The 26,180-nt window shown below is 68.9% G+C and carries 24 protein-coding genes; 11 read left to right on the top strand and 13 right to left on the bottom strand.

Going from position 1 to position 26,180, the window contains the following annotated elements; genetic code table 11:
* The first annotated feature begins 24 nt into the window (after positions 1–24).
* A complete protein-coding gene (locus tag ABZZ22_RS15920; protein WP_354932986.1) occupies positions 25–549 on the top strand; it encodes a hypothetical protein in 525 nt (174 codons plus the stop codon).
* 199 nt (positions 550–748) lie between these two features.
* Here the strand turns inward: ABZZ22_RS15920 and ABZZ22_RS15915 are convergent, their stop codons facing one another.
* Positions 749–1,834: a DNA polymerase domain-containing protein gene (locus ABZZ22_RS15915; RefSeq protein ID WP_354932984.1), complete on the bottom strand. Its 1,086-nt coding sequence runs from the start codon at positions 1,832–1,834 to the stop codon at positions 749–751.
* 141 nt (positions 1,835–1,975) lie between these two features.
* Between ABZZ22_RS15915 and ABZZ22_RS15910 the strand changes: the two genes are divergently transcribed.
* The 4 genes from ABZZ22_RS15910 to msrB all read left to right on the top strand — a co-directional run bounded on the left by ABZZ22_RS15910 (position 1,976) and on the right by msrB (position 6,101).
* Positions 1,976–3,316, top strand: a complete 1,341-nt coding sequence (locus ABZZ22_RS15910; RefSeq protein WP_354932982.1) for a hypothetical protein — start codon at positions 1,976–1,978, stop codon at positions 3,314–3,316.
* A 123-nt stretch (positions 3,317–3,439) separates the two neighbouring features.
* Positions 3,440–4,336 carry a DUF4349 domain-containing protein gene (locus tag ABZZ22_RS15905; protein ID WP_354932980.1) on the top strand — a complete coding sequence of 299 codons (897 nt, stop codon included), beginning with the start codon at positions 3,440–3,442 and terminating at the stop codon, positions 4,334–4,336.
* A gap of 40 nt (positions 4,337–4,376) precedes the next feature.
* Positions 4,377–5,672, top strand: a complete 1,296-nt coding sequence (locus tag ABZZ22_RS15900) for a GNAT family N-acetyltransferase (protein WP_354932978.1) — start codon at positions 4,377–4,379, stop codon at positions 5,670–5,672.
* A gap of 24 nt (positions 5,673–5,696) precedes the next feature.
* Entirely contained in the window at positions 5,697–6,101 is a 405-nt protein-coding gene (gene msrB / locus ABZZ22_RS15895) for a peptide-methionine (R)-S-oxide reductase MsrB (RefSeq protein ID WP_354932976.1), read from the top strand.
* A gap of 4 nt (positions 6,102–6,105) precedes the next feature.
* Here the strand turns inward: msrB and ABZZ22_RS15890 are convergent, their stop codons facing one another.
* On the bottom strand, positions 6,106–7,284 hold the full coding sequence (locus tag ABZZ22_RS15890; RefSeq protein WP_354932974.1) for an acyltransferase: 1,179 nt from the start codon (positions 7,282–7,284) through the stop codon (positions 6,106–6,108).
* Between the two features lie 148 nt (positions 7,285–7,432).
* Between ABZZ22_RS15890 and ABZZ22_RS15885 the strand changes: the two genes are divergently transcribed.
* Together ABZZ22_RS15885 and ABZZ22_RS15880 are read left to right on the top strand one after the other, a co-directional pair.
* The gene (locus ABZZ22_RS15885) at positions 7,433–8,161 is read left to right on the top strand and encodes an HAD family hydrolase (RefSeq protein WP_354932972.1); all 729 of its coding nucleotides are present in this window, start codon (positions 7,433–7,435) and stop codon (positions 8,159–8,161) included.
* Entirely contained in the window at positions 8,161–9,054 is an 894-nt protein-coding gene (locus tag ABZZ22_RS15880) for an aminotransferase class IV (protein WP_354932970.1), read from the top strand. Before ABZZ22_RS15885 ends, ABZZ22_RS15880 begins: the two co-directional genes overlap by 1 nt.
* 28 nt (positions 9,055–9,082) lie before the next feature.
* On the opposite strand, the gene ABZZ22_RS15875 is transcribed toward ABZZ22_RS15880, so the two are convergent.
* Positions 9,083–9,847, bottom strand: coding sequence for an LLM class F420-dependent oxidoreductase (locus ABZZ22_RS15875; RefSeq protein WP_354932968.1), 765 nt, complete (start codon positions 9,845–9,847; stop codon positions 9,083–9,085).
* Between the two features lie 103 nt (positions 9,848–9,950).
* Here ABZZ22_RS15875 and ABZZ22_RS15870 point away from each other — a divergent pair, with 103 nt between their 5' ends.
* A complete protein-coding gene (locus tag ABZZ22_RS15870) occupies positions 9,951–11,231 on the top strand; it encodes a solute carrier family 23 protein (protein WP_354932966.1) in 1,281 nt (426 codons plus the stop codon).
* A 38-nt stretch (positions 11,232–11,269) separates the two neighbouring features.
* Here ABZZ22_RS15870 and ABZZ22_RS15865 read toward each other — a convergent pair whose 3' ends face one another.
* From ABZZ22_RS15865 to hemQ, 5 genes are all read right to left on the bottom strand, one after another.
* A complete protein-coding gene (locus tag ABZZ22_RS15865) occupies positions 11,270–11,941 on the bottom strand; it encodes a hypothetical protein (RefSeq protein WP_354932964.1) in 672 nt (223 codons plus the stop codon).
* Between the two features lie 265 nt (positions 11,942–12,206).
* Positions 12,207–12,470: a S1 RNA-binding domain-containing protein gene (locus ABZZ22_RS15860; RefSeq protein WP_354932962.1), complete on the bottom strand. Its 264-nt coding sequence runs from the start codon at positions 12,468–12,470 to the stop codon at positions 12,207–12,209.
* A gap of 25 nt (positions 12,471–12,495) precedes the next feature.
* Positions 12,496–16,137: an RHS repeat-associated core domain-containing protein gene (locus ABZZ22_RS15855; RefSeq protein ID WP_354932960.1), complete on the bottom strand. Its 3,642-nt coding sequence runs from the start codon at positions 16,135–16,137 to the stop codon at positions 12,496–12,498.
* A 10-nt stretch (positions 16,138–16,147) separates the two neighbouring features.
* On the bottom strand, positions 16,148–16,858 hold the full coding sequence (locus ABZZ22_RS15850) for a hypothetical protein (protein WP_354932958.1): 711 nt from the start codon (positions 16,856–16,858) through the stop codon (positions 16,148–16,150).
* 161 nt (positions 16,859–17,019) lie between these two features.
* Positions 17,020–17,739 (bottom strand): hydrogen peroxide-dependent heme synthase, encoded by a 720-nt coding sequence (gene hemQ, locus ABZZ22_RS15845; protein ID WP_179659640.1) that lies wholly within the window; start codon positions 17,737–17,739, stop codon positions 17,020–17,022.
* A gap of 71 nt (positions 17,740–17,810) precedes the next feature.
* Between hemQ and ABZZ22_RS15840 the strand changes: the two genes are divergently transcribed.
* Positions 17,811–18,764 (top strand): alpha/beta hydrolase, encoded by a 954-nt coding sequence (locus ABZZ22_RS15840; RefSeq protein WP_354932956.1) that lies wholly within the window; start codon positions 17,811–17,813, stop codon positions 18,762–18,764.
* A 55-nt stretch (positions 18,765–18,819) separates the two neighbouring features.
* Here the strand turns inward: ABZZ22_RS15840 and hemG are convergent, their stop codons facing one another.
* Positions 18,820–20,124 (bottom strand): protoporphyrinogen oxidase, encoded by a 1,305-nt coding sequence (gene hemG, locus ABZZ22_RS15835; RefSeq protein WP_354932954.1) that lies wholly within the window; start codon positions 20,122–20,124, stop codon positions 18,820–18,822.
* 74 nt (positions 20,125–20,198) lie between these two features.
* Positions 20,199–21,263 carry a uroporphyrinogen decarboxylase gene (gene hemE, locus ABZZ22_RS15830; RefSeq protein ID WP_354932952.1) on the bottom strand — a complete coding sequence of 355 codons (1,065 nt, stop codon included), beginning with the start codon at positions 21,261–21,263 and terminating at the stop codon, positions 20,199–20,201.
* 70 nt (positions 21,264–21,333) lie between these two features.
* On the opposite strand from hemE, the gene ABZZ22_RS15825 reads away from it, so the two are divergent.
* Positions 21,334–21,972 carry a DUF3000 domain-containing protein gene (locus ABZZ22_RS15825; RefSeq protein ID WP_354932950.1) on the top strand — a complete coding sequence of 213 codons (639 nt, stop codon included), beginning with the start codon at positions 21,334–21,336 and terminating at the stop codon, positions 21,970–21,972.
* A 79-nt stretch (positions 21,973–22,051) separates the two neighbouring features.
* Positions 22,052–23,347, top strand: coding sequence for a ribonuclease D (locus ABZZ22_RS15820; protein WP_354932948.1), 1,296 nt, complete (start codon positions 22,052–22,054; stop codon positions 23,345–23,347).
* Between the two features lie 81 nt (positions 23,348–23,428).
* Here the strand turns inward: ABZZ22_RS15820 and ABZZ22_RS15815 are convergent, their stop codons facing one another.
* The 3 genes from ABZZ22_RS15815 to ABZZ22_RS15805 all read right to left on the bottom strand — a co-directional run bounded on the left by ABZZ22_RS15815 (position 23,429) and on the right by ABZZ22_RS15805 (position 26,168).
* Positions 23,429–24,763 carry an extracellular solute-binding protein gene (locus ABZZ22_RS15815; RefSeq protein ID WP_354932946.1) on the bottom strand — a complete coding sequence of 445 codons (1,335 nt, stop codon included), beginning with the start codon at positions 24,761–24,763 and terminating at the stop codon, positions 23,429–23,431.
* Positions 24,764–24,928: 165 nt separating this feature from the next.
* A complete protein-coding gene (locus ABZZ22_RS15810) occupies positions 24,929–25,339 on the bottom strand; it encodes a type II toxin-antitoxin system PemK/MazF family toxin (protein WP_354932944.1) in 411 nt (136 codons plus the stop codon).
* A 232-nt stretch (positions 25,340–25,571) separates the two neighbouring features.
* Positions 25,572–26,168, bottom strand: a complete 597-nt coding sequence (locus tag ABZZ22_RS15805; protein WP_354932942.1) for a hypothetical protein — start codon at positions 26,166–26,168, stop codon at positions 25,572–25,574.
* Positions 26,169–26,180: the final 12 nt, after the last annotated feature.

The raw sequence follows: 26,180 nt of genomic DNA, 5'->3' as shown, positions 1-26,180 counted from the left end.
GTCATATCCCGCTAGGGTCGGGGTATGAGCTACGACGTCGTACTCCTGGTCGAGCAGGCACTCACTCTCGACGACGCGACCCGGGTCCATTCCCTCCATGAGGGAGTCGAGGACCCGGTCTACCACGTGCTGCTGCCCTTGGAGGACGCCGCCGCTCGGATCGAGTCGGCGATGGGCACACTCAGCGCGGCCGAATATCTCGGCTCGGCCATGATCATGAACGAGGTCGACCTCGACGCGGTGCGCGAGGAGGCCAGGGAGGGCGCCGAGAAGGCCCTCGCCCAGACCCTGCAGGTCCTGAAGAGCTCCGGAGCCTCCGCCCACGGAGAGCTCGTCCAGGACCCGGTCAAGGCACTGCGCGCGAAGGTCGGAGCGGTCGATGGCCGAGAGGCGATCATCATGACCCGACCGCACGTGGTCGCCGAGTTCTTCCACGTCGACTGGACCCATCAGGCCCGCCGCCACCTCGACGTCCCGGTGCTGCACCTGATCGAGCACGAGAACTTCGACGAGCAGGCCGGCGAAGGCGAAGGAATCAGCGGCATGTGAAGCGTGTCGTCGTCATTACCTCTGAATCCACGGAAGTGACGGCGAACACACCAAAGGTTACCGCTCTGTTACCGGCTTTACATGGCAGCTGTGGCCCGCGTTCCCCTAAGATCTTGGGGTCCGCTGTTCTGGGGGGATCCAGCGGACGAGAAGTGCCTGCTCGTGCGATCGGGGGATCCGCGCTGAGCAGGCACTTCTGTCATTTGTCGTCGATCCGGTTGCCGTCCTCGTCCCAGTGGGAGGCGACCTTCTTGCTCGGCTGAACGCGCGGGGGCTCGCCGGGCATCTTCGGGTAGTCGGGCGGGAAGTTCAGCTCCCCTCCGGGCAGCTTCTCCCAGAGCTCGAGCAGGGGTCCGAGGTCGTACGCCTCGTCGTCGATCTCCGCCCAGCGGTCGCCGTCGGCGAGGAGGTCAGGGACGGTGAAGAGGTTGAGCTCTCGTGGGTCGTCGAGGTCGGCGAGCTCGTCCCAGGTGAGCGGGGTGGAGACCGGAGCGCCGGGCTTGGGGCGCAGCGAGTAGGCGCTGGCGATCGTCCGATCCCGGTTGTTCTGGTTGAAGTCAACGAAGATGCGCTCGCCACGCTCCTCCTTCCACCACGCGGTGGTCACTCCCCCGTCACGACGCTCCAGCTCGCGGCCGAAGCCGATCGCGGCGTGGCGCAGCTCTTGATAAGTCCACTCCGGCCGGATGCGTACGTAGATGTGTACGCCGCGGTTGCCGCTGGTCTTCGCGAAACCACGCAGGCCGAGCTCCTCCAGGGTCTCGCGGGCGATCGCGGCGACGCGCTTGGCGTCGCCGAAGTCGGTGCCGGGCTGCGGGTCGAGGTCGATGCGCAGCTCGTCGGGGTGGTCGACGTCTGCCCGGCGCACCGGCCAGGGATGGAAGGTGAGGGTGCCCATCTGAGCACACCAGACCGGGATCGCGGGCTCGGTCGGGCACACCTCTCGCGCCTTGCGTCCGCTCGGGAAGGTGATCTCGACGTCCTCGAGGTAGTCGGGGGCACCCTTGGGTGTGCGCTTCTGGTAGAAGCCGTCGCCTTCCTTGTCGGTGGGGCCGGTGGCCAGCTTCATGCCCTCGCGCCAGCCGTCGGGCCAGCGCTCCAGAGCGGTCGGGCGATCGCGCAGCGCCCGCATCAGCGGGTCGCCGACGGTCGCGAAGAACTCCGCGACCATCAGCTTGGTGACCTCGGGAGTGCGGTCTGTCGCCTCGTAGATCACCCGGTCGGGGCTGGAGATCCGCACCTCGCGCTCGCCTGCCTGCACATGTGCCGCCGGTGTCTTCGCCATGGCGCCAACCTAGCCCGCGCCAAGCCCCTCCCCCAGCGAAATCGCCCGGACGACATCCGCAACTCACTGGCCAGTACGTCTTGAGACCGGCATGATCCGCTCTAACGTACGGCGACCGCGACGATCTCGGAGGACCCCCACATGTCGACTCGAACCACGGCACTGACCGCCGCCACGGCGGCCCTCGCCGCCATCGCCCTCGGCCTCACCGGAGCTCCTTCGACCGCGAGCACCAACCCAGCCTGCGGGACCGTCGCCTCGCCCGACACCCGGGTGGAGCACACCCGGCTCGCCGACCCGACGGTGACCGACATCCTGGCCCGCTCCGGGTTCGACGACGTCGCCGGCGCGGTGAGGACGGCCGTCTGCGACGCCGGCAGCAGCAGGGCCGCCACCGCCGCGGCACGGCTCGCCGGCCAGGACCTCTGGCAGCGCGCGGTCGACCGTGTGCAGGGCCGCGGCGACGCCGGTGGCGACCTGCCGCGCAGCGAGACGACCGGAGCGAGGTCGAGCGGCGAGCTTGCTCGTCCGCTCGCGCCGAGCGAGGGAGTGACCGTGCGAAGCGCGGACGACCGGCCGCTCTACTGGGCCCGGCTCGCGGGCGAGCTGGAGATCGCGCGGGTCGCTCCTGCTTACCGGACCTGGTCCGAGGACGCCCGGGCGAAGGTGCTGGCGGCCTTCGACCGGAGCTCGCGCGGGATCGAGTCGACCGCCTTCGCCCGCGACGAGTCCGGCCGGTCACGGCAGGTGCTGGCCTCCGGCTTCGACCCGTTCACCCTCGATCGCAACATCCGCCAGTCGAACCCGTCCGGGGCGACGGCGCTGGCGATGGACGGGCGCGTCGTACAGACGGCGAAGGGTCCCGTCGAAATCCAGACCGTGGTGTTCCCGGTGCTGTGGGAGCCGTTCGCGCAGGGCATCGTCGAGCGCGCTTTCCTGACCCACCTGATCCCCGGCAAGCGCGACGTGGACACCGCCATCACCATCAGCCAGGGCCGCGCGGGCCGTTTCGACCTGGAGGTCTGGAACGGCGCCCATCGCGGCACCTTCCCCGACAACGACCGGGTCAGCGTCAACGAGACGATCCCGATCCCCGAGGACCTTCCTCATGCCGACCCGCAGCCGCAGTGGACCCGGACCACGCTGCCGGTCGAGGCGATGAAGGCGGCCGTGCCCGGCACCTTCCCCGTCAACATCAACCGGGTCGTCACCGAGATCCCGGCCGGATCGACCGCGCCGGTCACCCGGGAGGACCCGACGCCGGGCTCGACGGCGGTCGCCGGTGGCGGCGGTGACTACCTGTCCAACGAGTCGGCCTACCGCACCACCGCCCTCCGCGACGCGCTCCGGGCGGACACCAAGCAGGGTCACATCCACGTACCCGTCCTCGATGGGGACGCCAGCGGTGAACCGCTGGCCGACATGCGGGCTGACATCGTGGCCCAGGCTGTCGATCTCGTGGCGGCTGCGGCGACGAGCTGATCTGGAGATGGCCCGATGAAATGGCCCGAAGGAACTAGCCCTCTCCCGCACCGTTTTCATGCCCCCGGGCGTACTAGAGGCATGAAAACAGCAAAGGTCAGGCCTATCTCGGGTGCGGCCCTTGTGATCAGCATCGTCAGCATCTTCGCCCTCGGCGCCTGCGGCGGGTCCGACGGATCGGGCGGGTCCTCCGCCGACTCCGGCTCGGTCGAGTCCTTGACCGATTCATCTGCCGGTAAGGCGGCAGCACCGGAGATGGCCGCGGAGGACGCAGACGCGGCGGCACCGAACCAGGCCGTCACGAAGGCGTCGATCATCTCCACCGGCTCGGTCGCGCTCAGCGCGAAGGACGTCGGAAAGACCCGTACGCAGGTGCAGCACATCTCCGACAGGTACGCCGGTCAGGTCACCGAGCAGGAGACCAGCAACAGCGACGACGACGGTCCGAGCCATGCCCGCATGGTCCTCCGGATCCCGTCGAAGTCGTTCGACGCCGCGATGGCCGACCTCGAGGAGACCGCCACCCTGGTCGACTCCAGCACGACGACCACCGACGTGACCACCGAGGTCGTCGACACCGAGGTGCGGGTGAAGAACGCCCGGACGAGCATCGAGAGGATACGTACGCTCCTCTCGAGGGCCGAGAAGATCGGTGATGTCATCGCGATCGAGTCCGAGCTCGCCCGACGCGAGGCCGACCTCAACTCGCTGCTCGCCCAGCAGGCGGCCCTCGAGGACCAGACCTCGCTCTCGACGATCACGGTGAGCATCGACCGGGCCGGGCCCGGTGGCTCCGCCGACGACCCAGGATTCCTGGCCGGCCTGAGCGCCGGCTGGGACGCGCTCGGAGCATCGGCTCGGGTGCTCGCGGTCGCCCTCGGCGCGATCCTTCCATGGACGCCGGTCATCCTGCTCCTCATCGCGCCCATCTGGCTCCTCCGGCGGCGGAAGGCGGTCGTCGCGCCGGCCACGGTTCCTGCCCCCGCCTCGGCCACTGCCACGGGCCCGGCGGAGGAATAACCAGTCGAGATCGGGGTGCTCGACGGCGTACGTTCGGACCATGAGCGCGCTCGAGCACCCCGGTCTCGCCTTTCGCAGCCTCGACCCGTTGGACGGGGACGAGGCCCTGCTTAAGGGATGGTACGAAGCAACGCGGCGTGGCTTCCATCAGACCCGAGGCAACGACGACGGGCTGCAGGTCTGGCGCGACCACATCCGCGACGACTCGGTGACTCCCCGAGGAGCATGGGCCGAGGGTTCGGAGTTCTCCTCCGCCACGATCCCGGTCGCGACTTTCTCGTCCTGGACGTCACCGGTCAACGTGGGTGAGGGCGCCAGTCTGCCGACGCTGCTGATCAGCGACGTGACCGTCTCGCCCACCCACCGGCGCCAGGGGCTGCTGCGCAAGCTGATGACCGTCGCGCTCGCCGACGCGGTCGCGGCGGGGGTGCCGCTGGCGGCGCTGACCGTCTCGGAGGGTTCGATCTACGGCCGGTTCGGGTTCGGCACGGCCACGCATCTGCGCCAGGTGGAGGTCGATGTGACCTCGAAGTTCCGCTACCGTCCTGAGGTCCCCGAGGACGACGGCTCGGTGACCTTGGTCGAGCCGGCCGAGGCGTGGAAGACGGTCGCCGCGATCTACGGCACCTTCCAGGAGCGCACCCGCGGATCGGTCACCAGGCCACAGTTCTACGAGCCGTGGCTCTCCAGCGCCTACGACTTCGGCGGCGACTCGAAGGGCGAGTCGAAGCAGCGGGCCGTGCTGCACCTGGACGCCTCCGGCGCTCCCGACGGCTACGCGATCTACAAGACCGCCGACGAGCGCAACGACTCCGGACTGCGGATGGCGCGGGTCGTCGATCTGGTGGCTCTGACCCCGGCGGCCTACCTGCGGCTGTGGCGCTTCCTCGCGGACATCGACCTCGTCGAGCGGGTCGCGTGGCGCAAGGCACCGATCCAGGACCCGCTCTACTGGGCGCTCGCCGAGCCGTTCGCGGTCAAGAGCGCCGAGCTCGACGACATGCTGTGGATGCGGGTGCTCGATGTGCCGACAGCTCTGCAGGCACGACCCTGGTACGCCGCGGGCGAGGTCGTCCTCGGCGTCGACGACTCGCTCGGACACGCCGCCGGGGCCTGGCGGGTCGCCGTGAGGGACGGCGCCGCCGAGGTCACCCGGACCGACGCCACCCCCACCGTCGAGCTGGCAGCGGACACCCTCGGCGCCCTGTACCTCGGTGGCGTCGACGTCCGCACCCTGGCGGCGGCCGGCCGGATCACCGGGTCGCCCGACGCGATCGAGACCTGGGCCGCGATGGCCGACGGCGGTCCGCCGCCCTACTGCATCACCGGCTTCTGAGGCCCGCGGCGTACCATTTCAACCATGGGTTACAACGTGGAGAAGTCCGACGAGGAGTGGCGAGCAGAGCTGTCGCCTGAGGAGTACGCGGTGCTGCGTGAGGCGGGCACCGAGCGGGCGTTCACGGGCGAATACACCGACACCGAGGCCAAGGGCATCTACTCGTGCAAGGCCTGCAAGGCCAAGCTGTTCGAGTCCGACACCAAGTTCCACTCCGGCTGCGGCTGGCCGTCGTTCTACCAGCCGATCAGCGACACGATCGAATACATCGAGGACAAGTCCCACGGGATGGACCGGGTGGAGGTCCGCTGCGCCAACTGCGGCTCCCACCTCGGCCACGTCTTCCCCGACGGCTACGGCACCCCGACCGGCGACCGGTTCTGCATCAACTCGATCTCGATCTCCCTGGAGCCGGCCGACCAGGCCTGATCGCTCAGCTGACCGGCTCCCGCTCACGCACGGGCGAGTCGGCCCGCGTGAGAGCGGGGGCCGGGATGCGCTTGGTCCGGGGACGTCCGTCCTGATGGGCCAGCGACTCGAAGGAGCGCTTGAGCCCACGCTTGAGCAACGGTGAGAGCGGTCGCTCGACGAGCCGGTGGATGAGCCAGGCGAGGACGATGGAGGCGCCGACGGCGATCGCCAGGACCGCGTAGCGCGGCAGGTCGTCCTGGAGCAGACGGATGATCGCGAAGCCCCAGTACTGGTGGATGAGGTAGAGCGGGTAGGTCAGCAGGCCGGCAGTGGTGAGCCAGCTGCCGGTGATCCGGGAGACCGGCGTGAGGGTGACCAGGGCGACCAGCACGAAGCACGCCAGGCTGGCCAGCACGCACCAGATCACCGGCGGCTCGAAGGCGGTCCACTCCATCAGCCGTTCCCGGGTGTTGAGCGAGGCCCAGCCCGCACCGAGGGCGACGTTCTGCAGCAGCACCAACCACGCCAGCAGGTTTCGCTTGTCTCGCGCCACCATGTAGATCGCCATCCCGCCGGCGAACATCGGGGCGTACTCGGCGATCAGCAGATCGCTGAGCAGCCCGGCGCCCGCGGCCTCGGCCAGCACCGCGGCGGTCGGCCAGATCGCCGCGAAGGCGAGCACGCGGGTCCCGGTCAGCCCGAAGAGCATCAGGATCCCGATGAGGACGTAGAACCGCAGCTCGAACCAGAGCGTCCAGTAGACGCCGTCGACCATCGGCACCGAGAAAGCCGTCTGCACCATCGTCAGGTTCACGCCCACCTCGGTCAGCTCGACCTGCTTGTCGGTGGGGGCCCACACGAACATCAGCAGACCCGCGGTGAGCAGCACCGCCGCCCAGTAGCCCGGGAAGAGCCGCGAGATCCGCGAGGTCGTGAACGAGGTGACGTCACGCCCCCACGCCGACATCAGGATGACGAACCCCGAGATGATGAAGAAGAGGTCGACGCCGAACTGCCCGAAGACCGTGAAGTCGGAGAGGTCGGGGAAGAACTCCGAGGAGACCGTGCCCTCCTGCCACGGGTCATGGGCGCGTGCCGTGAAGTGGTAGAGCACCACGACGATGGCGGCAAAGAGGCGGACGGCGTCGAGGACGGCCATCCGTCCGAGCGACGGCTCGGTGGGGGACTTCGGGGCAGACACAGCGATCCTGGGGTTGGGGGACCTTCAGATGAGCGTGGAGCGAACGGCGAGCGTACATAGTCCGAACGGGCTATGGGAAGCCACCCTATCGGGCCACCCGCGATAGTTATCCCGGAGACTTCCTGGAACGGTCGATACGTTGGTCGCTGTGACAGTGCGGATCGCGATGTGGTCAGGACCCCGGAATCTGTCCACGGCACTGATGCGCTCGTTCGAGAACCGGCCGGACTGCACGGTGCTCGACGAGCCCCTGTACGCCGCCTACCTCTCGGCCACGGGCCTCGACCACCCCGGACGTGATGACGTGCTCGCCTCACAGCCGACCGACTGGCGGGTCGTGGCCCGGGAGATCACCGCAGGTCCGGTCGGCTCGGCGGTGCAGTACCAGAAGCACATGACGCACCACCTGCTCCCGGAGATGGACCACGGCGCCTTCGCCGGGCTCTCGCACGCGTTCCTGGTCCGGGACCCGGAGCGGGTGCTGACCTCGTACGCCAAGGTTCGTGAGGAGCCGACGCTCGAGGACCTCGGGCTGCCGCAGCAGGTGGCGCTCTTCGAGGAGTTCGGCGGGCCTGTCGTGGATGCCGCCTCGATCCTGGCCTCGCCACGCGCGGCACTCACCGGGCTGTGCGAGTCGCTGGGGATCGGGTTCGACGAGGCGATGCTGTCGTGGCCGGCCGGCCGCCGCGACTCCGACGGGGTGTGGGCGCCGCACTGGTACTCAGGGGTGTGGGCATCGACCGGATTCGCGGCCTCCTCCCCCGGCGCCGCCGACCCGCTGCCCTCGCGACTGGCGCCGCTGCTGGAGCGCTGCAAGCCCTACTACGATCGCCTCGCCCCCTATGTCATGACCACCGATATCAAGAAGAGCGACTGATGCTGCAGACCTACGACCCCCGCAACGACGATCTCCAGGTCTGGATCAACGGTGAGCTCAGCCACCGGCTGGACGCACGGATCTCGCCGTTCGACTCGCTCGCCCAGGGCGGCGACGGCGTCTGGGAGGGCCTCCGGCTCACCCAGGGACGCATCTTCAAGCTCTCCGAGCATCTGCTCCGGCTCCGCCGTTCGGCGCGGGCGCTGGCGTTCTCCGACATCCCCTCCGACGAGTTCATGACCCAGGCGATCCGGGAGTGTCTGGCGGCCAACGGGATGCGCGACGATGTCCACATCCGCCTCACGCTCTCCCGCGGGGTGAAGGTCACCTCCGGGATGGACCCGCGGCTCAACCAGTCGGGCCCCACGCTGATCGTGCTCGCGGAGTTCAAGTCCCCTGTCTACGACGACTCGGGGATCACGCTGGTCACCGCGGCCCAGCGCCGCCCGCGCGCCGACATGCTCGACCCGAAGATCCACCACAACAACCTGATCCCCTCGATCCTGGCCAAGGTCGAGGCCAACAACGCGGGCGCCGACGACGCGCTGATGCTCGACGACGCCGGCTTCGTCGCCGAGACCAACGCGACCCACTTCTTCCACGTACGCGACGGCGTGCTGCGCACCTCGACGACCCGCGCCTGCCCTGAGGGGATCACCCGCGCGACCGTGCTGGAGCTCGCCGCCGACCTCGCTCTGCCGGTGGACGTCGGTGACTTCTCGCTCACCGACGCCCACACGGCCGACGAGGCCTTCGTGACCGGCACGATGGGCGGGCTCACCCCGGTCGTCTCGCTCGACGGTCGGCCGATCGAGCGCGGGCCGGTGACGCAGCAGCTCTCCAAGGCGTACGCGGACCTGCAGGCGACCTCGGGGACGGTCGTCGCGGGCTGAATGCTGACCGAGTTACCTCGGTGAACGGTCAGGCGTCGACCGAGTCACGCCAGGCGACGAGGTCCTCGAGCGGCTTGAGGTCGTAGTCGGGACCGTTGACCCCGTAGGTGAACAACCGGGCACCGGCGTCGTAGAGCGGCTTGGCGGCCTCCGCACTGTCGGCCGCGGTCGAGATCTCGATCTCGTTCACGTCGCGGCCGATCGCCTCACAGTGGCCGGCAAGCACGCCGCGCTTGCGCTCCAAGGTCTCCACGTCGGAGAAGGAGTGCCAGATGTCGGCGTGCTTGGCGACGTACTTCAGGGTCTTCTTCTCCCCGCCGCCACCGATCAGGACGGGGATCTTGCGGGTGGGTGCGGGGTTGAGCTTCTCCCAGCGCGCCTCGATCTGCGGGAGGGCCTCACCGAGGGCGTCGAGGCGGCCACCGGCGGTGCCGAACTCGTAGCCGTACTCGGTGTAGTCCTTCTCGAACCAGCCCGAGCCGATGCCGAATACCAGGCGGCCGCCGGAGATGTGGTCGACGGTGCGGGCCATGTCGGCGAGCAGCTCGGGGTTGCGGTAGGAGTTGCAGGTCACCAGGCAGCCGATCTCGACGCGCGAGGTCTGCTCGGCCCACGCCGCGAGCATGGTCCAAGCCTCGAAGTGCTTGCCGTCGGGCTCGCCGTAGAGCGGGTAGAAGTGGTCCCAGTTGAAGATCACGTCGACACCGATCTCCTCGGCGCGGCGCGCGGCGTCGCGGATCTGGTCGTAGTCGGCGTGCTGGGGCTGGATCTGGACTCCGATGCGGATCGTCATGTCCTCAACACTACGGAGCGTCCGGCCTTTGTTCACGCGTCAATCGGTCCTATCGTTCGGCAGGCGGCGGATCGCGCCGTACGAGAGCTGAAGAGGGTGCGAGATGCGATTCGGTTGGGACCTGCACGAAGACGGCAAGAACGTACGGGACGGGGCGATCGTCAAGCCCGGCGAGCGGTTGAGCTGGCCGCGGACGATCGGGTTCGGCGGCCAGCACGTGGTCGCGATGTTCGGCGCCACGTTCCTGGTGCCCCTGCTGACCGGATTCCCGCCGACCACGACGCTGTTCTTCTCCGGCGTCGGCACGCTGCTGTTCCTGCTCATCACGCGCAACCGGCTGCCCAGCTATCTCGGCTCCTCGTTCGCCTTCATCGCGCCGATCGGTGCCGCGATGGGCGGCGGCGGGATGGGGGAAGCGCTCTTCGGCATCCTGGTCACCGGCGCGCTGCTGGCCCTGGTCGGCGTGATCGTGATGGTCACCGGCACCGGCTGGATCGAGGCGCTGATGCCGCCGGTGGTGACCGGCGCGATCGTCGCGCTGATCGGTCTCAACCTGGCGTCGGCCGCGACCAACAACGTGGTCGGTGGTGACCCGGCCAACCCGGACAACGGCGCGGCGCTGATCGCCGCGATCACCCTGGCGACCGTGCTGATCGTCGCGGTCGCCTTCCGCGGCCTGGTCGCGCGGCTCTCGATCCTGGTCGGTGTCGTCGTGGGCTATGTCGCCGCGCTGATCGCCGGCCAGATCGACACCTCGGCGTTCCAGGACGCCGCCTGGTTCGGGCTCCCCGACTTCACCACGCCGACCGTGTCCTGGTCGGTCGTGCCCATGTTCCTGCCGGTCGTGCTCGTCCTCGTCGCCGAGAACGTCGGCCACGTACGCAGCGTCGCCCACCTCGCCGGCGACGACTCCATCAACCGCGAGACCGGGCGGGCCCTCTTCGCCGACGGCCTCGCCACCACCATCGCCGGCGGTTTCGGCGGCTCGGCGACGACGACGTACGGCGAGAACATCGGCGTCATGACTGCGACCCGGGTCTTCTCCACGGCCGCCTACTGGGTGGCCGGTGTCGTCGCGATCCTGCTCTCGCTGTCCCCGAAGTTCGGGGCGCTGCTCAACACCGTCCCCGCCGGCGTGCTCGGCGGCATCACGGTCGCCCTCTACGGTCTCATCGGCCTGATCGGCATCCGGATCTGGCTCGACAACCGGGTCGACTTCTCCCAGCCGGTCAACCAGTTCACCGCCGCCGTCGCCCTCGTCATCGGCATCGGCAACCTCACCCTGACCTTCGGCGACCTCACCTTCACCGGCATCGCGCTGGGCACCATCGCCGCGGTCGTGATCTATCACGGGACGAGCGCGCTGGCGCGGCTCCGGAGGTAGTTGTGAAGCTGAGAGTGGTCTATGGGCCATTCTCAGCTTCACAACCTCCGCTGCAAGGCGGTCGCTCCCTCCACGGACAGGAAGCCGTCGCCCTCACCCGAACCGATGATGATGCCGCCGTCGTCGAGCGTCTCCAGTTGTTTGTCGTCCAAGCCACCCGGCAGTGCCTGCGCCCTCCCCGCGGAAAGGTACGTCAGATGGCCGACCTTTGGACCTGGCTTTCCCGCAGGTCGCACCTCGGCCAGAGCGCGCGTGAGAGTTCTCGAGGTCACCGCGGCCCAGTCCGGGTCCCGAACCGAGACGAGCCTGCGCAGAATCGGGACGGCAAGTGCCCCCACATCGGCTCCACGCCACTTGAGCACGAAGGCGTTCCGCACGTTCGGGGAATCGGAGTATCCGCCGACAGTCGTCGTGATCGAGACGTCCTCGACCCTCTTTCCGCGCGCGTCGTAAGCCTGGGTCACCCCGAGATGCGGAGCGTCGGTGTTGCGTTGGAACGCTTCGGATATCGCCCGCAGAGCGTTCGCTGGCTCGGCGATCGAACTGCCCGGGAGCCGCGCCGACGACCACGGAAGAGTCTCGCCAACCACTCCGTCCAACGCCGCGAGGAAAGCCACCACTTTGTCAGCGATCTGCTGCGGCGGCTCGTACCTCGGGCCCCAGAACCCGCGTGCGATCAGATGGCCCTCAGGGCTCGTCAGTTCTGCCACGACAGGCCGACGGACTCGATGATGTCAAGAGCCTTATGCGCCCTGCGCTCCATACCGTTCGAAGTTCGTCCTCGTCGAACTCCTCACCGAGCTCGACCTCATTCACCAAGCCCGGCGTGCCGATCCGGTGATATCGCTCCAGCCACCACGCCATTTGACGCACTTCCTTCCGGCTCGGGCCCCTCACCTGTGTGCCAGTCTCAGGGAGGTATACCCCAAGATGTCGGCGACCAGATCGCGGTTCAGAGCGCCCCGCCATCGACGCTCAAGCCTCTGGGTCGGCCCTCGCAAAATCGCTTGGTCGGATACTGATTCTCGGTTGAGTTCCCCGCGGGGGTCCGTAACCCAAGAACACTGCCTCGATCTCGTCTCCGACCGCTGGGAGCGAGTCACGGGCACGCCGCGGATCATCGTCGATCAGAGCGTCCAGCAACAGTGCCGCGAGCTCTGACTCTCCGATGTCCACGAACGCGCCGTACGCCTCGTGACGAACCACGCGGCCTCGTACTCGTTGTCCAACGGTCAGCATCATCACTCCTGGTCATGGGGGGGGGTTACGTGGGGACGTTATGGGGCGTGCGAGGGAACGAACTGAGGAGGTCGAGCAGATCAGACGGCACCTCCAACTCCGTGTCCCCCTCAGAGCCAAGATATCTCCACTCATGCGGCGCAAAGTGCTCGTCGAAGACTGACTGCGGCATTCGAATCTCGATGTAGCCGTCACCGTAGATCTCTGACCAATGCTGGGCAAGGCGCTCATCCCGGGTGAAGAAGGCGACACCTGGGAAATCCTCAGCCTTGTACCCTTCACGGTAGTGCTGAGAACCCAACCCGGGCTGTGAAGCCTTGTAGATGGAGACGTCACACCCGAGAAGGCCCGTGGGGTCGGCCCAAGTCGTCGGATTGGCCACGTACGTGTTCGGGTTCGGAGCTGGCGCAAGTCCGAGCGGATCCTGCGAGAGGTACCTACCCGTGCTGGGATCGTAGTAGCGCTGGTTGTTGTAATAGAGGCCCGTCTCCAAGTCGGCGTATTGGCCGGCGAAGCGGAGCGGAGTCGCTGACGCCTCGGAGGACGCGCCCCAGATCGTGCGACGGGCATGCCAGGCAAGGTCGCCGTCGGGGGTGACTAGCTCGGAGGGGGCGCCCGCTAGATCCGTGACGATGGAGTAGAAACGGGCGTCGAGCTCATCCTGGGACATCGTGTCGAGCTCGATCTGGGCGAGAGGCTTGAAACCCCGGTATGCCCACGAGAGCGTTGCACCCTCTGATTCCCCCGCCACAGTGGTCTGCTCGATGAGGTTGACACCGTCCCAGGCAAAGAGGACCTCGTCGGCCACCTCACCGGACTCAGTGTGGCGGCGCTTGGCGACGCGACGGCCGAGGGCGTCGTAGAGGTAGGTCCAGCGGGTGCCGTCGGGGGTGCGTACGGCAGTCAGGCGGTCGTTGGCGTCCCACTCGTAGAGCCACGTGTCCGGCTTCTCGGAGAGCCGGGTGCGAGTTTGGCGAATCAGTCGGCCCTGGGCGTCGTAGGCGTAGCGGCTGCGGCCGGCGCGGGTGAGGAGAGTGCCTGCGTAGTCGCGACGCTCGGCGTCGTCACCACCGGCGGCGGAGCGGGTGATGTTGCCGAGCGGGTCGTAGGAGTAGACCTCCGACACGGAGTCGTCTAGGGCGACCGAGGTGATCCGATCGGCGAGGTCGAGCTCGAAGCGGCGGGCGCCGGTGAGGCGGTCCTCGACTCCGATCAGACGACCGGCGGACTCGTACGCATAGGTGCGCTCCTGGAGCACATCACCCGGCGTCGACGTGGTTTCCCGCTCGAGGCGCTGGGTCAGAGGCTGGCCGAGGAGATCCCAGGTCTGCTCTAGGACGAGGTCGCCGGTGGTGCGCCGAGTCTCGCGACCAGTCAGGTCGTGCTCGAAGGCGATCTCTTGGCCGGCGACAGTCATCCGCTCCGGGGCGAGGCCGAGACCGTAGGACCACTCGGTCTCGACGCCCGCAGGTGTCGAACGACGGGTCGGTCGACCGAGGGCGTCGTACGTCTTGGCCACGCGTCGACCGTTGACCGACTCGGCGAGCACCCTGCCGAGCGGATCGCGCTCGATGATCAGATCGACGCTTGGAGAGGTCGCGCGCATGAGGCGCCCAAGGGCGTCGTACGCCAGCGTGGTCGTCTGGTCTCCAGCCTGCTCCGTGACCACGTTGCCGAGGGTGTCGTAGTCGTAGAGCACCCGCTGACCTGCGCCGTTGACCTGCTCGACCATCTGGCCGGCGGCGTCGTAGGCGTAGGTCAGCGTCCGGCCGTTGTAGTCGGTCTCGGCTGCGAGGCGGCCGGCCTCGTCGTAGTCGTAGCGCCAGGTCGCACCCTGGGGACTGGTGACGCTGGTGAGACGCAGCTCGGGGTCATAGGCGTAGCGCGTGGTCGCGCCGTCGGGCGCCATCACCTCCGCGGGCATGTCGAAGTGAGTGAACCTGGTCATGGTGGTGCGACCAGCAGGATCGGTGTAGGAGACCGGGTTGCCCTCGCCGTCGTACGTCCAGGCCTCCGTCGAACCGTCCGGCAGGACCCGAGAGGCGAGCTGGCCGTCGACGGTCCAGGAGTATGCGGTGCGGGCACCCAGGGCGTCTGTGCTGGCGACGACTCGACCGAAGTGGTCCCGCTCGAACTCGGCCCACCGGCCGTCCGGCTCGACGACCCGCCGCGGCAGACCGGCGGCATCCGTCTCGATGATGCGGGCTCGACCGAGGGGGTCGGTGACCGAAGTCAGGTGACCGTGCTCGTCGTAGCCGAACTCGGTGGTCGCACCGGTGCCGTCGGTGGACGAGGTACGCCGCCCGACCTCGTCGTAGCTCAGCGTCGTCACGTCCCCGTCGGGGAGCACGTAGCGAGCCGGTCGCGGCCCCGCTACGGTGTCGACCCACTCCACCCTGACCTGACTGCCGTCCGGTCGGGTGACCTCCATGAGGTTGCCGGCTTCGTCATAGGCGAACGTCGTGCGGCGGCCGAGCGGGTCGGAGCGCGCGAGGAGCTGGTTCTGCTCGCTCCACTCCGAGCTGGCGGCACCCCCGAGCGGGTCGATCGTCGCGACGACCTGGAAGCGGGAGTTGATCTTGAACGTCGTTGTGAGCTCACGGGAATCGGTGACCCTGGTCTCACGCAGGCCGCTGGCGTTGGGCTCGCCGTACTCGAACGTGTTGCGCATGACGCCGTCGGAGCCGCCCTGGCTGACACAGCGACCGTGGGTGTCGTAGACGTAGTCGTAGAAGGTGCCGTTGCGGTCGACCCAGCGAGTCAGACGGTGGTGCTCGTAGCCGAACTCCAGCTCCTCGCCGGAACCGTTGACGACCCCGACCAGATCACCGTTGACGTCGTATCGGTAGCCCGTCACCTGCACCGCGTCGGCGCCGTCGGGACGAGTCACCGTCAGCCCGGTGACGCGATGCTCGGCGGTGGCCACCTGCACCCGATACCCGGCACTGTGGGTGACTTCCGCGGGCGCACCCTGCTCGTCACGAGTGAACCGGATCCAATCACCCGAGGCATTCGTGATCGACGACAACCAAGCCGTGCCACCCGCGCCGCCGACGCCGGTGTAGTGGCGGGTCTCCCCGGTCGCGGCGTCGAGCAGACGGTATTCACCGTCCTCGCTGACCTGCAGCCGCAGGGTCCCACCCGCGACCGGTCGAGCCTCCACGCCAGCCGTGAGGTTCTTGAAGACGTGCGCTCGGGTGTCAGCAGCCACCACGACCGCTGAGCGTCGACCAACCACGTCGGTGTGGACGTCGATCCGCTCGTCGAACGTCGAGGACCATGAGGGGCCGAACCAATGACCATAGGTCCAGTCGCTCGAGTGCTTCCGGCTCAGGACCAGCGGGAGGTCACCCGGGAGCGTCAGGTCGGCCTGCCGCAGAAAGACCGCACCCGTGGCCACATCGACCGGGTCACCACAACCCTGCTGGTCCCGGTCTCCGTTGCGCGAGGAGCCATCCGTGGTGGTGGTGTCCTGGGTGTTGCCGCCCGGACGATCGGAGCCGGACCTGGCCATGTCGCCGTCCAGGTCGCGGCGAGCGTCCGCCTGCTTCCGGATCCCGTCGGCGACATCGTCGGCGTTCTTCTTCAACGCCTGTCCGACGTCGCTGACAGTCTTGGTCGCCGCCTCACGGAGCTCCTCGACGACGTCATCCATCTTTCTGGCCATCGAAGTTCTCCTAGGACTCGAAGAAGGGCAGGGCGGACACTTCGGCTGCGAACGTCGCGCAGAGGTCGTACTGATCGGCGCCACAGTCGTTGAGCGCCGAGGCGATCTGCTCCATCAGGTCGTAGCTGAGCTTCGTCGCCGCGGTCGCCTCACCGTCGGTCACGATCGGAGCATCTGCGACCGCCATGGCGAGCTCGGTGATCGTTCCGGTCAGCGGGTCGATCACCATGCTCGCGACCTGGCCGATCACTTCTTCCACCGCCATGTCGGTGGCGATGTCGAGCGCCTTCTTTCGAACGGCGATGATCGCTGCGTTGCCGGCCACGCTGAGGCCGGCCGTGACCACAGCGGTCGCCGCCGCGGCCGCGATCTGCGCCGCGGTGATCGTCAGCTCGGCGATCACCTTCACCTTCAGCCCGACGATCGCATCAGCGGCGAGGTCGATCCCCGCTGCGACTCCGGGCAGCGCGTCGAGCAGCCCGTCCATGTTGGCCGTGCGGTTCTCCGTCCACGCCCTGATCAGCGCATTCACGGACTGCGCTTCGGCACCGCCGCCGCCGAGCTCGTTGACCCGGATCTCCAGCTCGTCGAGCGTGCCGCGAAGGTCCGACTCCAGACCACGCAGCAGCTGCGCGGCATCGCGGACCGCATCTTCGTTGACGTTCGGCCACTCGTAGCCGAGCAGGTCGAGTACGAAGTCCAGCTCCCCAGGGATGGTCATCCCCACGTCTCAGCCCTCCCAGGTCATGCGGACATGTCAGGAGCCCGTGACGGGATCGGCACACGAACCCGAGCAGGAGCCACCGCGACGCAAGAGGCTAGTGGAGACGTACGAGGCCGGACAGTGAATTACCGAGATGTTCCGACCGGGTCGGGCAGATGTCAGGGAAGGCGCTCCAGGAGGTCACCGATCTCGACGCGGGCGCCGGTGTAGAACGGCACCTCCTCGCGTACGTGGCGACGGGTCTCCGACCCGCGCAGGTGACGCATCAGGTCGACGATGCGGGAGAGGTCGTCGGCCTCGAAGGCGAGCATCCACTCGTAGTCGCCGAGGGCGAAGGAGGGGACGGTGTTGGCCCGCACGTCGGGGTAGTCACGCGCCATCTGGCCGTGCTCGGCGAGGAGACGGCGGCGCTCCTTGTCGTCGAGGAGATACCACTCGTAGGAGCGGATGAACGGGTAGACCGCGACGTAGTCGTGGGTGCGCTCGTCGGCAAGGAACGCCGGCAGGTGGCTCCGGTTGAACTCCGCGGGGCGGTGCAGCGCCATCTGCGACCAGACCGGGACGAGCCGGCCACCGAAGGCGGTGCGGCGGAGGCGGTGGTAGGCCGACTGCAGCTTGTCGGAGGAGTCGGCGTGCAGCCAGAACATCACGTCGGCGTCGGCGCGCAGGCCGGCCACGTCGTAGGTGCCGCGCACCACGATGTCCTCGCCGGCAAGAGCGGCGAAGAGCTCCTCGACCTCGACCGCCTCGGCCTTGCGGTCGGCGTCGCCGAGGGTCTCCTCGAGGGAGAAGACCGACCACATCGTGTAGCGGATGGTCTCGTTGAGCTCGTTGATCTTGGCTGCGTTGGACTTGATGTCGGCCTGCGGATCGGTCATGCCCCCATTTTGCGCTACCGCCGGTCGCCGATCCCCGCCGGGCTCCATCGTCCGGCCTCTATGGTGTGGGCATGCTGCCGCTGCGTACCCGCATCTTCGCCTTCCTCCAGGAGCGCCTGGTCAAGACGCCGCTGAACGCCGAGGAGATGATCGCCCTGCGTGCTCAGCGCGAGGGCCTTCGGACCGGGCCGGTCACCGCGTTCCTCTTCGGCCGCCCCGCGGATGTCGAGATCAAGGAGACGTACGTCGACGGGCGCCGGTTCGCGATCTACTCCCCGCGCGACCTCAGCGGGCCTGCGCCGGTCGTCATCAACTTCCATGGCGGTGGCTGGTGCCTCGGCACTCCGGAGCAGAGCGCGTGGGTCGCCTCGCACGTGGCCGCGCGGACCGGGTCGATCGTGATCGCGCCGTCGTACCGACTGGCGCCAGAGAATCCGTTCCCGGCAGCCGTCGAGGACGCCTGGGCGGCGGTCGAGTGGGTCGCGAAGAACGCCACCGACCTGGGCGGGGACCCGACGCGGCTCGCCGTGATGGGCGACAGTGCCGGCGGCAACCTGGCTGCCGTGGTCTCGCTGATGGCACGTGACGCCGGCGGGCCCGCGATCGGCGCGCAGGTGCTGATCTACCCGGCGGTGGAGATGTACGAGAAGTTCCCCTCCGAGGCGGCCAACGCCAACGGCCCGGTGCTCACCTCGACGCAGATGAGCACCTTCGGCCACCTCTACATGGGCGAGCGCTACGGGGACGAGTCCTGGCAGGCCTCTCCCCTGCGCGCCGCGTCGCATGCCAACCTGCCCTCGGCTCACATCATCACCGCGCTGCACGATCCCATCCGCGACCACGGCACCCGGTACGCCGATGCGCTCCGCGCGGCCGGCACACCGGTCTCGCTCGTCGACTACGGCACGGCGTTCCACGGGTTCATGGCGCTGCCCGGGGTCGCCCCGGCCGCTCGGGAGGCTCTCGACGGGATCATCGGGTTCCTGCGGAACGCTGACCGAGGTAACTCGGTCAGCGGTCACTGACTTCGCGGAGTTCCACGAAGTCAGTGCGACACCGCCGAGCCACCTCGGTGAGCATTCACCCGATCTCGGCCGCAGCCCGGTGGGCCGAGGCGACAGTGGCGGGGATGCCGACGCCGTCGTAGGACGCCCCGGCGAGGGCCAGACCGGGTACGCCGCGGAGTCCTTGGCGGATCCTGGCGACGCGGTCGAGGTGGCCGACCGGATACTGCGGGAGCGCGTCGGTCCAGCGCTGGACGTGCACGTCCGTGGGCTTCGCGGTGATGCCGGCGATCTCGGCCAGGGCTGCCAGGGAGTCGGCGACCAGGCGGTCGTCGTCGTCCGAGGGCGGCTCGCCGTGGCGACCGATGGACGTACGCAGGTAGTTGCCGCGCTCCCCCACCCACGCCCACTTGGCGAAGGAGAAGGTGGAGGCCTTGATCGCGCACTCCTCGACGGGCGGGACGAGGAATCCGGACTTGCCTGCCAACGAGGCGGGGAGGTCGGGGAAGGCGAAGGTCACCACGGCCACGCTCGCGGTCTCGATCCCGGACAGCTCGCGGGCGACCGACGGGGCGGTGGAGCGGAGCAGCCTCGCCGCGACCGGTGCGGGGGTGGCGACCACCACGGCGTCGGCCGCTTCGACCTCTTCGCCGATCTCGACCAGGAAACCCTGCAGCGTGCGCGTGACGGTGTCGACCGGGGTGCCGAGCCGGACGTCCAGTCCCTCGGCGAGCGCCGCGGGCAACCCCGACATCCCGCCGTCGATCCCCGCGAACACCGGGACGGTCGAGTTCGGGAGCGCCGCGGCAGCCTCCAGCAGCGACCCCTTCTCAGCCAGCATGAACAGCTGCGGCGCGGCCGCCTTCACCGAGATCGACCGAGCATGACCTGCGTAGACCCCCGCCAGCAGCGGGTCCGCCAGCCGGTCAGCCGTCTCGTCGCCGAACCGGGACGCGATGAAGTCGCCGACAGAGATGTCCTCGTCCGTCTTGGCGGGTGGGAGCGTGGGTTCGCGGCGTACGACCTCCAGGGTCTCCTCGGAGAGAACCCCGGACGCCTCCAGCGCGGCCATGTCGAGAGGCACGCCCATGATCGAGCGCGGGATCGGCCGCAGCGCACCGCGGGACCAGATCGACGACTTCGCATCCGTGGGGTGCACCACCTCGAGCCCGAGCTCCTGGGCGAGCGAGACCCCTTCGGGCCGACGGTTGAGCATCGCCTCGGCCCCGACGTCGACCATTTGCCCGGCGACCGACTCCCCGCGGATCTTTCCGCCGACTCGGTCCGAGGCCTCCAGCACCGTGACCCGGTGGCCCTTCAGGGACAGATCGCGGGCCGCGGTCAGCCCGGCGATCCCCGCTCCGACAACGATGACACGCACAGGAGAAGTCTCGCACCCCGGCAATGAGCTCGGTCAGGTGAGCCGCTCGACCGCGTCCTTGGCCTCGGCTGGGTTCAGTCCAGCGGGTAGCTCTGCACGAACTCCGTGAGCCGGGCGAGCTGGTCGGGATCGGTGCTCGGGATGACGCCGTGGCCGAGGTTGAAGACGTGACCCTTGGCCTGCCGCCCCGTCTCGATGATCTTCCCGGCCTGTTCGAGCATCACCTCGGTGGGCGCGAAGACGAGGGCGGGGTCGAGGTTGCCCTGGACACCGAAGCCGTCGCCGAGCTGACCGATCGCCCAGTCCAGCGGCGTACGCCAGTCGACACCGACGACCTCGGCACCGGCCGAGCCCATCAGGGGCAGCAGCATGGCGGAGTTGACGCCGAAGTGGATCCGCGGGACACCGAGCTCGCCGACCCTGGTCAGCACGTCCTTGGAGTAGGGCAGCACGTGGCGCTCGTAGTCGGCAGGGGTGCAGGCGCCGGCCCAGGAGTCGAAGAGCTGCACCGCGGAGGCACCCGCGCGGACCTGGACCTCCAGGAACGCGCCGGAGATCCCGGCGATCTTGCGCATCAGGGCATCCCACACGTCGGGGGCACCGAACATGAGCGCCTTGGTCTTGGCGTACTCCTTCGAGGGGCCGCCCTCGACCAGGTAGGACGCGACGGTGAACGGCGCACCGGCGAAGCCGATCAGCGGGGTGCCGCCGTTGATGCTTCCGAGCTCGCCGACCAGGTTCTGGACGGCCTCGGTGATGTAGGTGACGTGCTCCGGCGTCAGGTCCGGGATCGCCTCCACGTCGGCCAGGGTGCGTACCGGGTGCGCGATCACCGGGCCGACACCGGGCTTGATGTCGAGGTCGACCCCGACGGCCTTCAAAGGCAGCACGATGTCGGAGAAGAAGATGGCCGCGTCGACCCCGTAGCGGCGTACGGGCTGGAGGGTGATCTCGGTGATCAGGTCAGCGTTCTGGCAGGACTCGAGCATCCCGATGCCCTCGCGCACCTTCAGGTATTCAGGCAGCGAACGGCCGGCCTGGCGCATGAACCACACCGGCGTACGGCTCGGCTTCTGCCCTGCGAGCGCCTGCAGGAACGGGGAGGATGCGAGCGCGTCGGAGGTGCTGATCTCAACCACATGGCAATGGTCCCACCCGGTGCGGCGTGTACGCACATCGCGAATCGCGGAGAAGACATACGCTGTTCACATGGTCGTCCGTGGAGAGTCGCGTCCCGCCGCGGGGCCGGAGAGCGGCCCGGCCGCGTTCCGGTCCGCCGCGGAGGGCATGCGCGCCGCGACCTTCCGGCCCGAGGTGCTGGTCGACGAGATGCCCGCGCCCCAGCGGATCGCTCCGCACGCCGCGGCGTTGTCGGCCGATGTGACCGTCGACGACGTGGACGTGGCGACCGGACGGCTGATCCTGCTGCACGACCCGGACGGCAACGATGCCTGGGGCACGGTGCGCGGGCTGCCCGGCATGTTTCGACTCGTGGCATACGCACGGGCTGACATAGACGTCGAGCACATCAGCGATCCGCTGCTGGGCGAGGTCGGCTGGTCCTGGCTTCTCGACGCGCTGTCCGCCCACGGCGCCGAGCACGTCGCCGCCGCAGGCACCGTGACCCGGGTCGCCACCGAGTCCTACGGCGGGATGGCCGACGAGGACGGCACCGCCCAGATCGAGATCCGCGCCTCCTGGACACCGGTGCGGCCGGAGTCGGGCGACCTGGACATAGGACCGCACACCGAGGCGTGGGGCGAGCTGCTCTGCACGGCCGCAGGCCTTCCTCCGGTGCCGGATGGTGTCACCGTCATACAGAGTCGGCGCGGGCAGCGAGGCGCGTGATCGAGCACCCGCGAGTGACCCACAGCGCCAGCCTGCCGCCGCGTCCGTATCCTTGCGCTTGCGCAACGGAGGTGGAGGCGTGATCGAGGACAACACCGAGGCCGAGCCGAACCCGGACGACCCGACGGATTCTGTGGAGACGGAGCCCGTCGAGGAATCCGCTCCGGCGCCGCTGCTGACCCTGCGCGACGGGCTGCCGCCGGTCACGGACACCGACGAGGGCCTGGTCAAGGCAGCCGCGGCCATCGCCGCCGGCTCCGGGCCGGTCGGGATCGACGCCGAGCGCGCCTCGGGCTATCGCTACTCCAACCGCGCCTACCTGCTCCAGCTGCGTCGCGAAGGCTCTGGGATCTGGTTGGTCGACCCGATCGGGCTGACCACCATGCAGCCGCTGATCGCCGCGCTCGAAGGCACCGAGTGGATCCTGCACGCCGCCACCCAGGACCTCCCCTGCCTCAGCGACCTCGGTCTGCACCCTTCGGCCCTGTTCGACACCGAGCTCGCGGGGCGCCTGCTGGGCTATCCGCGCGTCGGCCTCGGCACCCTGGTCGAGACGGTGCTCGGCTTCACCATGCTCAAGGAGCACTCAGCGGCAGACTGGTCGACCCGGCCGCTGCCGGAAGCCTGGCTGGAGTACGCCGCGCTCGACGTCGAAGTGCTCGTCGAGCTGCGTGACGCGCTGGCGGCCGAGCTCGTCTCGCAGGGCAAGGAGACCTGGGCCCGCCAGGAGTTCGACTGGCTGCGCGGCTTCGAGGCGCCGGTGCGTACCGATGCCTGGCGGCGCACCTCCGGCATGCACCGGGTCCGCGGACGCCGCGGCCTCGCCGCGGTGCGCGAGCTGTGGACCGAGCGTGACCGGATCGCGCAACAGCGCGACGTGACCCCTAGCCGGATCATCCCCGACGCCGCGATCGTGGTCGCCGCGCAGGATCTCCCCCAGGACAAGGCCTCGCTGCTCGGGTTGAAGGGTTTCCACGGCCGGGGCGCAGAGCGCTACGTGAGCTCCTGGGTCAAAGCGCTCAACCGCGCGGTCTCGATGGACGACGACGAGCTCCCGGTGCGTACGCCGCGGACCGACGGCCCTCCCCCGCCGCGCGCGTGGGCCGACAAGGACCCGGTCGCCGCGCGTCGGCTCACGCTCGCGCGCGAGTCCGTCAACGCCCTCGCCGAGGCCCGCAACCTTCCCGCCGAGAATCTGCTGACGCCCGACTTCCTCCGCCGGGCCATGTGGGCGCCTCCGAAGACCCGCGACCCCGGCGCCCTCCTCGACGGCATCATCGAGATCCTCTCCGGCTTCGGCGCGCGCGGCTGGCAGATCGCCCTCACCGCCCCGCTCCTCACCGACGCCGTGCTCCACGCCGAGAACGACTCCTGAACCAGCCGAGACGTCACGCGCGTCGGCCGAGAGATCAGCGGGTGACGCCTCGGCCGACGTAGGTGACGCCTCGGCGCGGGGTTACGAGCTCGGCGAAGGTGAGGTGGAGGTCGAGGGCGTGGCCGACGGGGTCGGCTGGGGGAAGACGGTCTTGGAGAGCGCGTCGATCTGGACCGCGAACTCCTCGATCTGCTCGGGCTCCTCGGCCGTGAACGATCCTCGGACAAGGGCGGCGGCGACCTTCTGCAGCTGAGCGAGCTGGGTGTCCTCGGGCAGGACCTGCATGTCGCGCACGGTGTCGGTGAAGATGCGGGCGTTCTTGGGATTGCGCTCGGGCTGGGTGAAGACCGGGGCATAGCCGACCTCGGAGTTCACCGGCACGAAGTGGCCGGTGCGGACCATCTTGACGACCGACTCCGTCGAGATCAGGTAGGTGAGGAAGTCGGCAGCGGCATCCGGGTCGGCGGGCGCTGCGCCCATGCACAGTCCGGCGTAGTCACCGGTGGTGCCGTTGCCACCCGGCATCGGCATGACGTCCCACTCCGTCCCTTCGGTCGCCCGAAGCTCCGAGACCAGCGACCGGTCGCCGGTGAGCGCGACCAGGCGGCCCTGCTTGAAGGCCTGGAACGGGGTGCGCCCGCCGAGGTCCTTCGGGCTGGCCAGCACGTTGGGCTGGTTGAGCGCCGCGACCAGCTCCTCGTACGAACCGGCTGAGTCCCCCAGCGCGGTTGTCGACGGTGCCAGCGGGTCGTCGAAGAGGGTCGCACCCGCGCCGGCGAGCCAAGGCATCATCGAGGAGAGGTTCTGCTCGACGTAGGTGCCCCGGACGCCCTTGTTGTGCTCGGCGGCGTAGGTCATCGCCGCGCTGAACTGCTCGAGGGTCCAGCCACGCAGAGAGCCATCGGCCCGGAAGCTGGGGGTGGGAAGACCCTCCTCCTTCATGGTCTCGAAGTCGATCAGTCCGGTGTTGACGTAGACGACCTGCGGCGAGACGGAGTAGGGCATGCACTCGAGGCGGCGGTCGACGGAGAAGTCCTCCATCGCCTCGCGGGAGTACTTGTCGCCGAAGTCGACGTTGCGGGCCTCGAGCAGGGTGTCCACCGGCTGGATCAGCTTGTCCTCGGCGAACTTCTCGACATCGGCGCGCGGGGTCAGCACGACATCGACCTTCTCGCCGCTGTTGACCGCCGCGGCGAGCTGGTCGGCGGTCGGCCAGGACTTCACCTCGACGGTGACGTTGGCGACCTCCTGGGTGTACTCGGCCGCCAGCTGCTTGTAGGTGTCGACGAGCGTCTTGTGGCCGGAGACCCCGAAGACGAGCTTCACCTTCGCCGGGGCCTTCGTCGTCGGGCTCGGCGAGGGCTTCGCGGCGGGCTCACCACCGCAGGCCGCGAGGGAGGCCGAGAGAACCGTCACCATAAGCGCCGTTGCCAGCCGCGTGCGCCGCACCATTTCCTCCATCTCAACACCAGGACCGGGTCTGTGATGGAACCACAGGCCCGGTTTACCAGCGATTCACTTTACGATACGTACCTGGACACTTCCTGAGAGAGCACAGCCTGAGAACACCTCAGAACGGCCTCAGGCGAGGTGATCGCGTGCGGCCTTGATCACATCGTCGAAGATCGCCTTGGCCAGCGCATCACCTTCACGGCGTACGTCGGCGGGGCCCATCCGGATCAGCCGGTCCAGACGGACCTCGGAGGGCCGGCCCTGGCGGTCCCAGCCGCCGGTGCCCACATCCATCCAGTGCCGGCCGTGCCGCGCCTCCTGCGCCTCGTCACGGTCGTGGTCCTTGCTGGTCAGCATCAGGCACAGGAGTACGCCGGCGCGCCGGCCGATCACCAGAACCGGCCGGTCCTTGCCCTTGGTCTCGTCGTCCTCGTACGGCACCCAGCCCCAGACGACCTCGCCCGGGTCGGCGTTGCCGTCACCGATCTCGGGTTCGTAGGAGATGACGCCCTCGCGCGGGGACGGCTGCGTGTCGGTCACTTCGGCTCCTGGATAGATGGCTGGCGTCGTGGCCGCCCAGCCGAGGCGCACCGCAAAAGATGATGAACACGCCGGACCGGGAGCGCCTCACGGCGCAAGGCCGCTCGAAGCGGCTGAAGTTGGGACCCGGGGCTGCCGCAGCCCGACGTGTTCAAGCACCAGTGTAACGGTGCTTCCAACCCAGCCGCATCAAAGTGAACAGGAGGCTACCGCACACGCCTCGGCAGGACCTCTAGGCCAACCGCTGTTCGAGCTCCGCGTGACCCGCGGCCTCGAGCTGCTCGGAGAGCTGCAGCACGCTGCGTACGTTCGTGGCGGCTGCATCCGGGTCCAGCGCCGCCCGTCCGGCGGCGATGACGCGGGAGAACGCGGCAGCACGGAGGAGCACCACCGCGAAGTCGCTGCCGGCGATACCGCGCAGGACCTCGTCGACCATCGTCTTGAGCTCCTCCGGGCCCGGAGGCTCGGCGACACCGGCCACCACCTGCGCGACCTGGGCCTTGGTCCGCCCGGCCTCGAACTCTCGCGCTGCGCCGACCGGATCCGCGTACACCCAGCTGCGGAGCAGGTAGAGCCGCCACAGGCACCCGGCCAGCGACTCCGCCGGCGAGCTCGACCAGACCTCCGCGATCGTCTCGATGCCCTCCGACTCGGCCAGATGGAGGATCCGCTCGACGACAGCCGGGTCGTCGCTCTCCCGCGCACCGCGCACCAGGGCGGTCGCCGCCGCGTCCGCCGCCTCCTGCACCAGGGCAGGGTCGTCTCCCCCGAGGATGGAGTCGAAGAAGCCGTCCCCGGGACGCATCGGTGAATGAAACTCTCTGGACATCAGATCGAGCGT

Origin of the sequence: Nocardioides sp. NPDC006273 (genome assembly GCF_040613495.1) — a bacterium.
GTDB lineage: Bacteria > Actinomycetota > Actinomycetes > Propionibacteriales > Nocardioidaceae > Nocardioides.
Note: the sequence above shows the minus strand (reverse complement) of the source record. Positions and strands in the feature narration are given on the sequence as shown.

Coding starts and splice junctions, on each gene's coding strand:
- msrB (WP_354932976.1), top strand. CDS start 5,697: ATGGGTTACAACGTGGAGAAGTCCGACGAGGAGTGGCGAGCAGAGCTG.
- ABZZ22_RS15900 (WP_354932978.1), top strand. CDS start 4,377: ATGAGCGCGCTCGAGCACCCCGGTCTCGCCTTTCGCAGCCTCGACCCG.
- ABZZ22_RS15915 (WP_354932984.1), bottom strand. CDS start 1,834: ATGGCGAAGACACCGGCGGCACATGTGCAGGCAGGCGAGCGCGAGGTG.
- ABZZ22_RS15920 (WP_354932986.1), top strand. CDS start 25: ATGAGCTACGACGTCGTACTCCTGGTCGAGCAGGCACTCACTCTCGAC.
- ABZZ22_RS15840 (WP_354932956.1), top strand. CDS start 17,811: ATGCTGCCGCTGCGTACCCGCATCTTCGCCTTCCTCCAGGAGCGCCTG.
- ABZZ22_RS15850 (WP_354932958.1), bottom strand. CDS start 16,858: ATGACCATCCCTGGGGAGCTGGACTTCGTACTCGACCTGCTCGGCTAC.
- ABZZ22_RS15855 (WP_354932960.1), bottom strand. CDS start 16,137: ATGGCCAGAAAGATGGATGACGTCGTCGAGGAGCTCCGTGAGGCGGCG.
- ABZZ22_RS15910 (WP_354932982.1), top strand. CDS start 1,976: ATGTCGACTCGAACCACGGCACTGACCGCCGCCACGGCGGCCCTCGCC.
- ABZZ22_RS15805 (WP_354932942.1), bottom strand. CDS start 26,168: ATGTCCAGAGAGTTTCATTCACCGATGCGTCCCGGGGACGGCTTCTTC.
- ABZZ22_RS15875 (WP_354932968.1), bottom strand. CDS start 9,847: ATGACGATCCGCATCGGAGTCCAGATCCAGCCCCAGCACGCCGACTAC.
- ABZZ22_RS15870 (WP_354932966.1), top strand. CDS start 9,951: ATGCGATTCGGTTGGGACCTGCACGAAGACGGCAAGAACGTACGGGAC.
- hemQ (WP_179659640.1), bottom strand. CDS start 17,739: ATGACCGATCCGCAGGCCGACATCAAGTCCAACGCAGCCAAGATCAAC.
- ABZZ22_RS15880 (WP_354932970.1), top strand. CDS start 8,161: ATGCTGCAGACCTACGACCCCCGCAACGACGATCTCCAGGTCTGGATC.
- ABZZ22_RS15825 (WP_354932950.1), top strand. CDS start 21,334: ATGGTCGTCCGTGGAGAGTCGCGTCCCGCCGCGGGGCCGGAGAGCGGC.
- ABZZ22_RS15860 (WP_354932962.1), bottom strand. CDS start 12,470: ATGCTGACCGTTGGACAACGAGTACGAGGCCGCGTGGTTCGTCACGAG.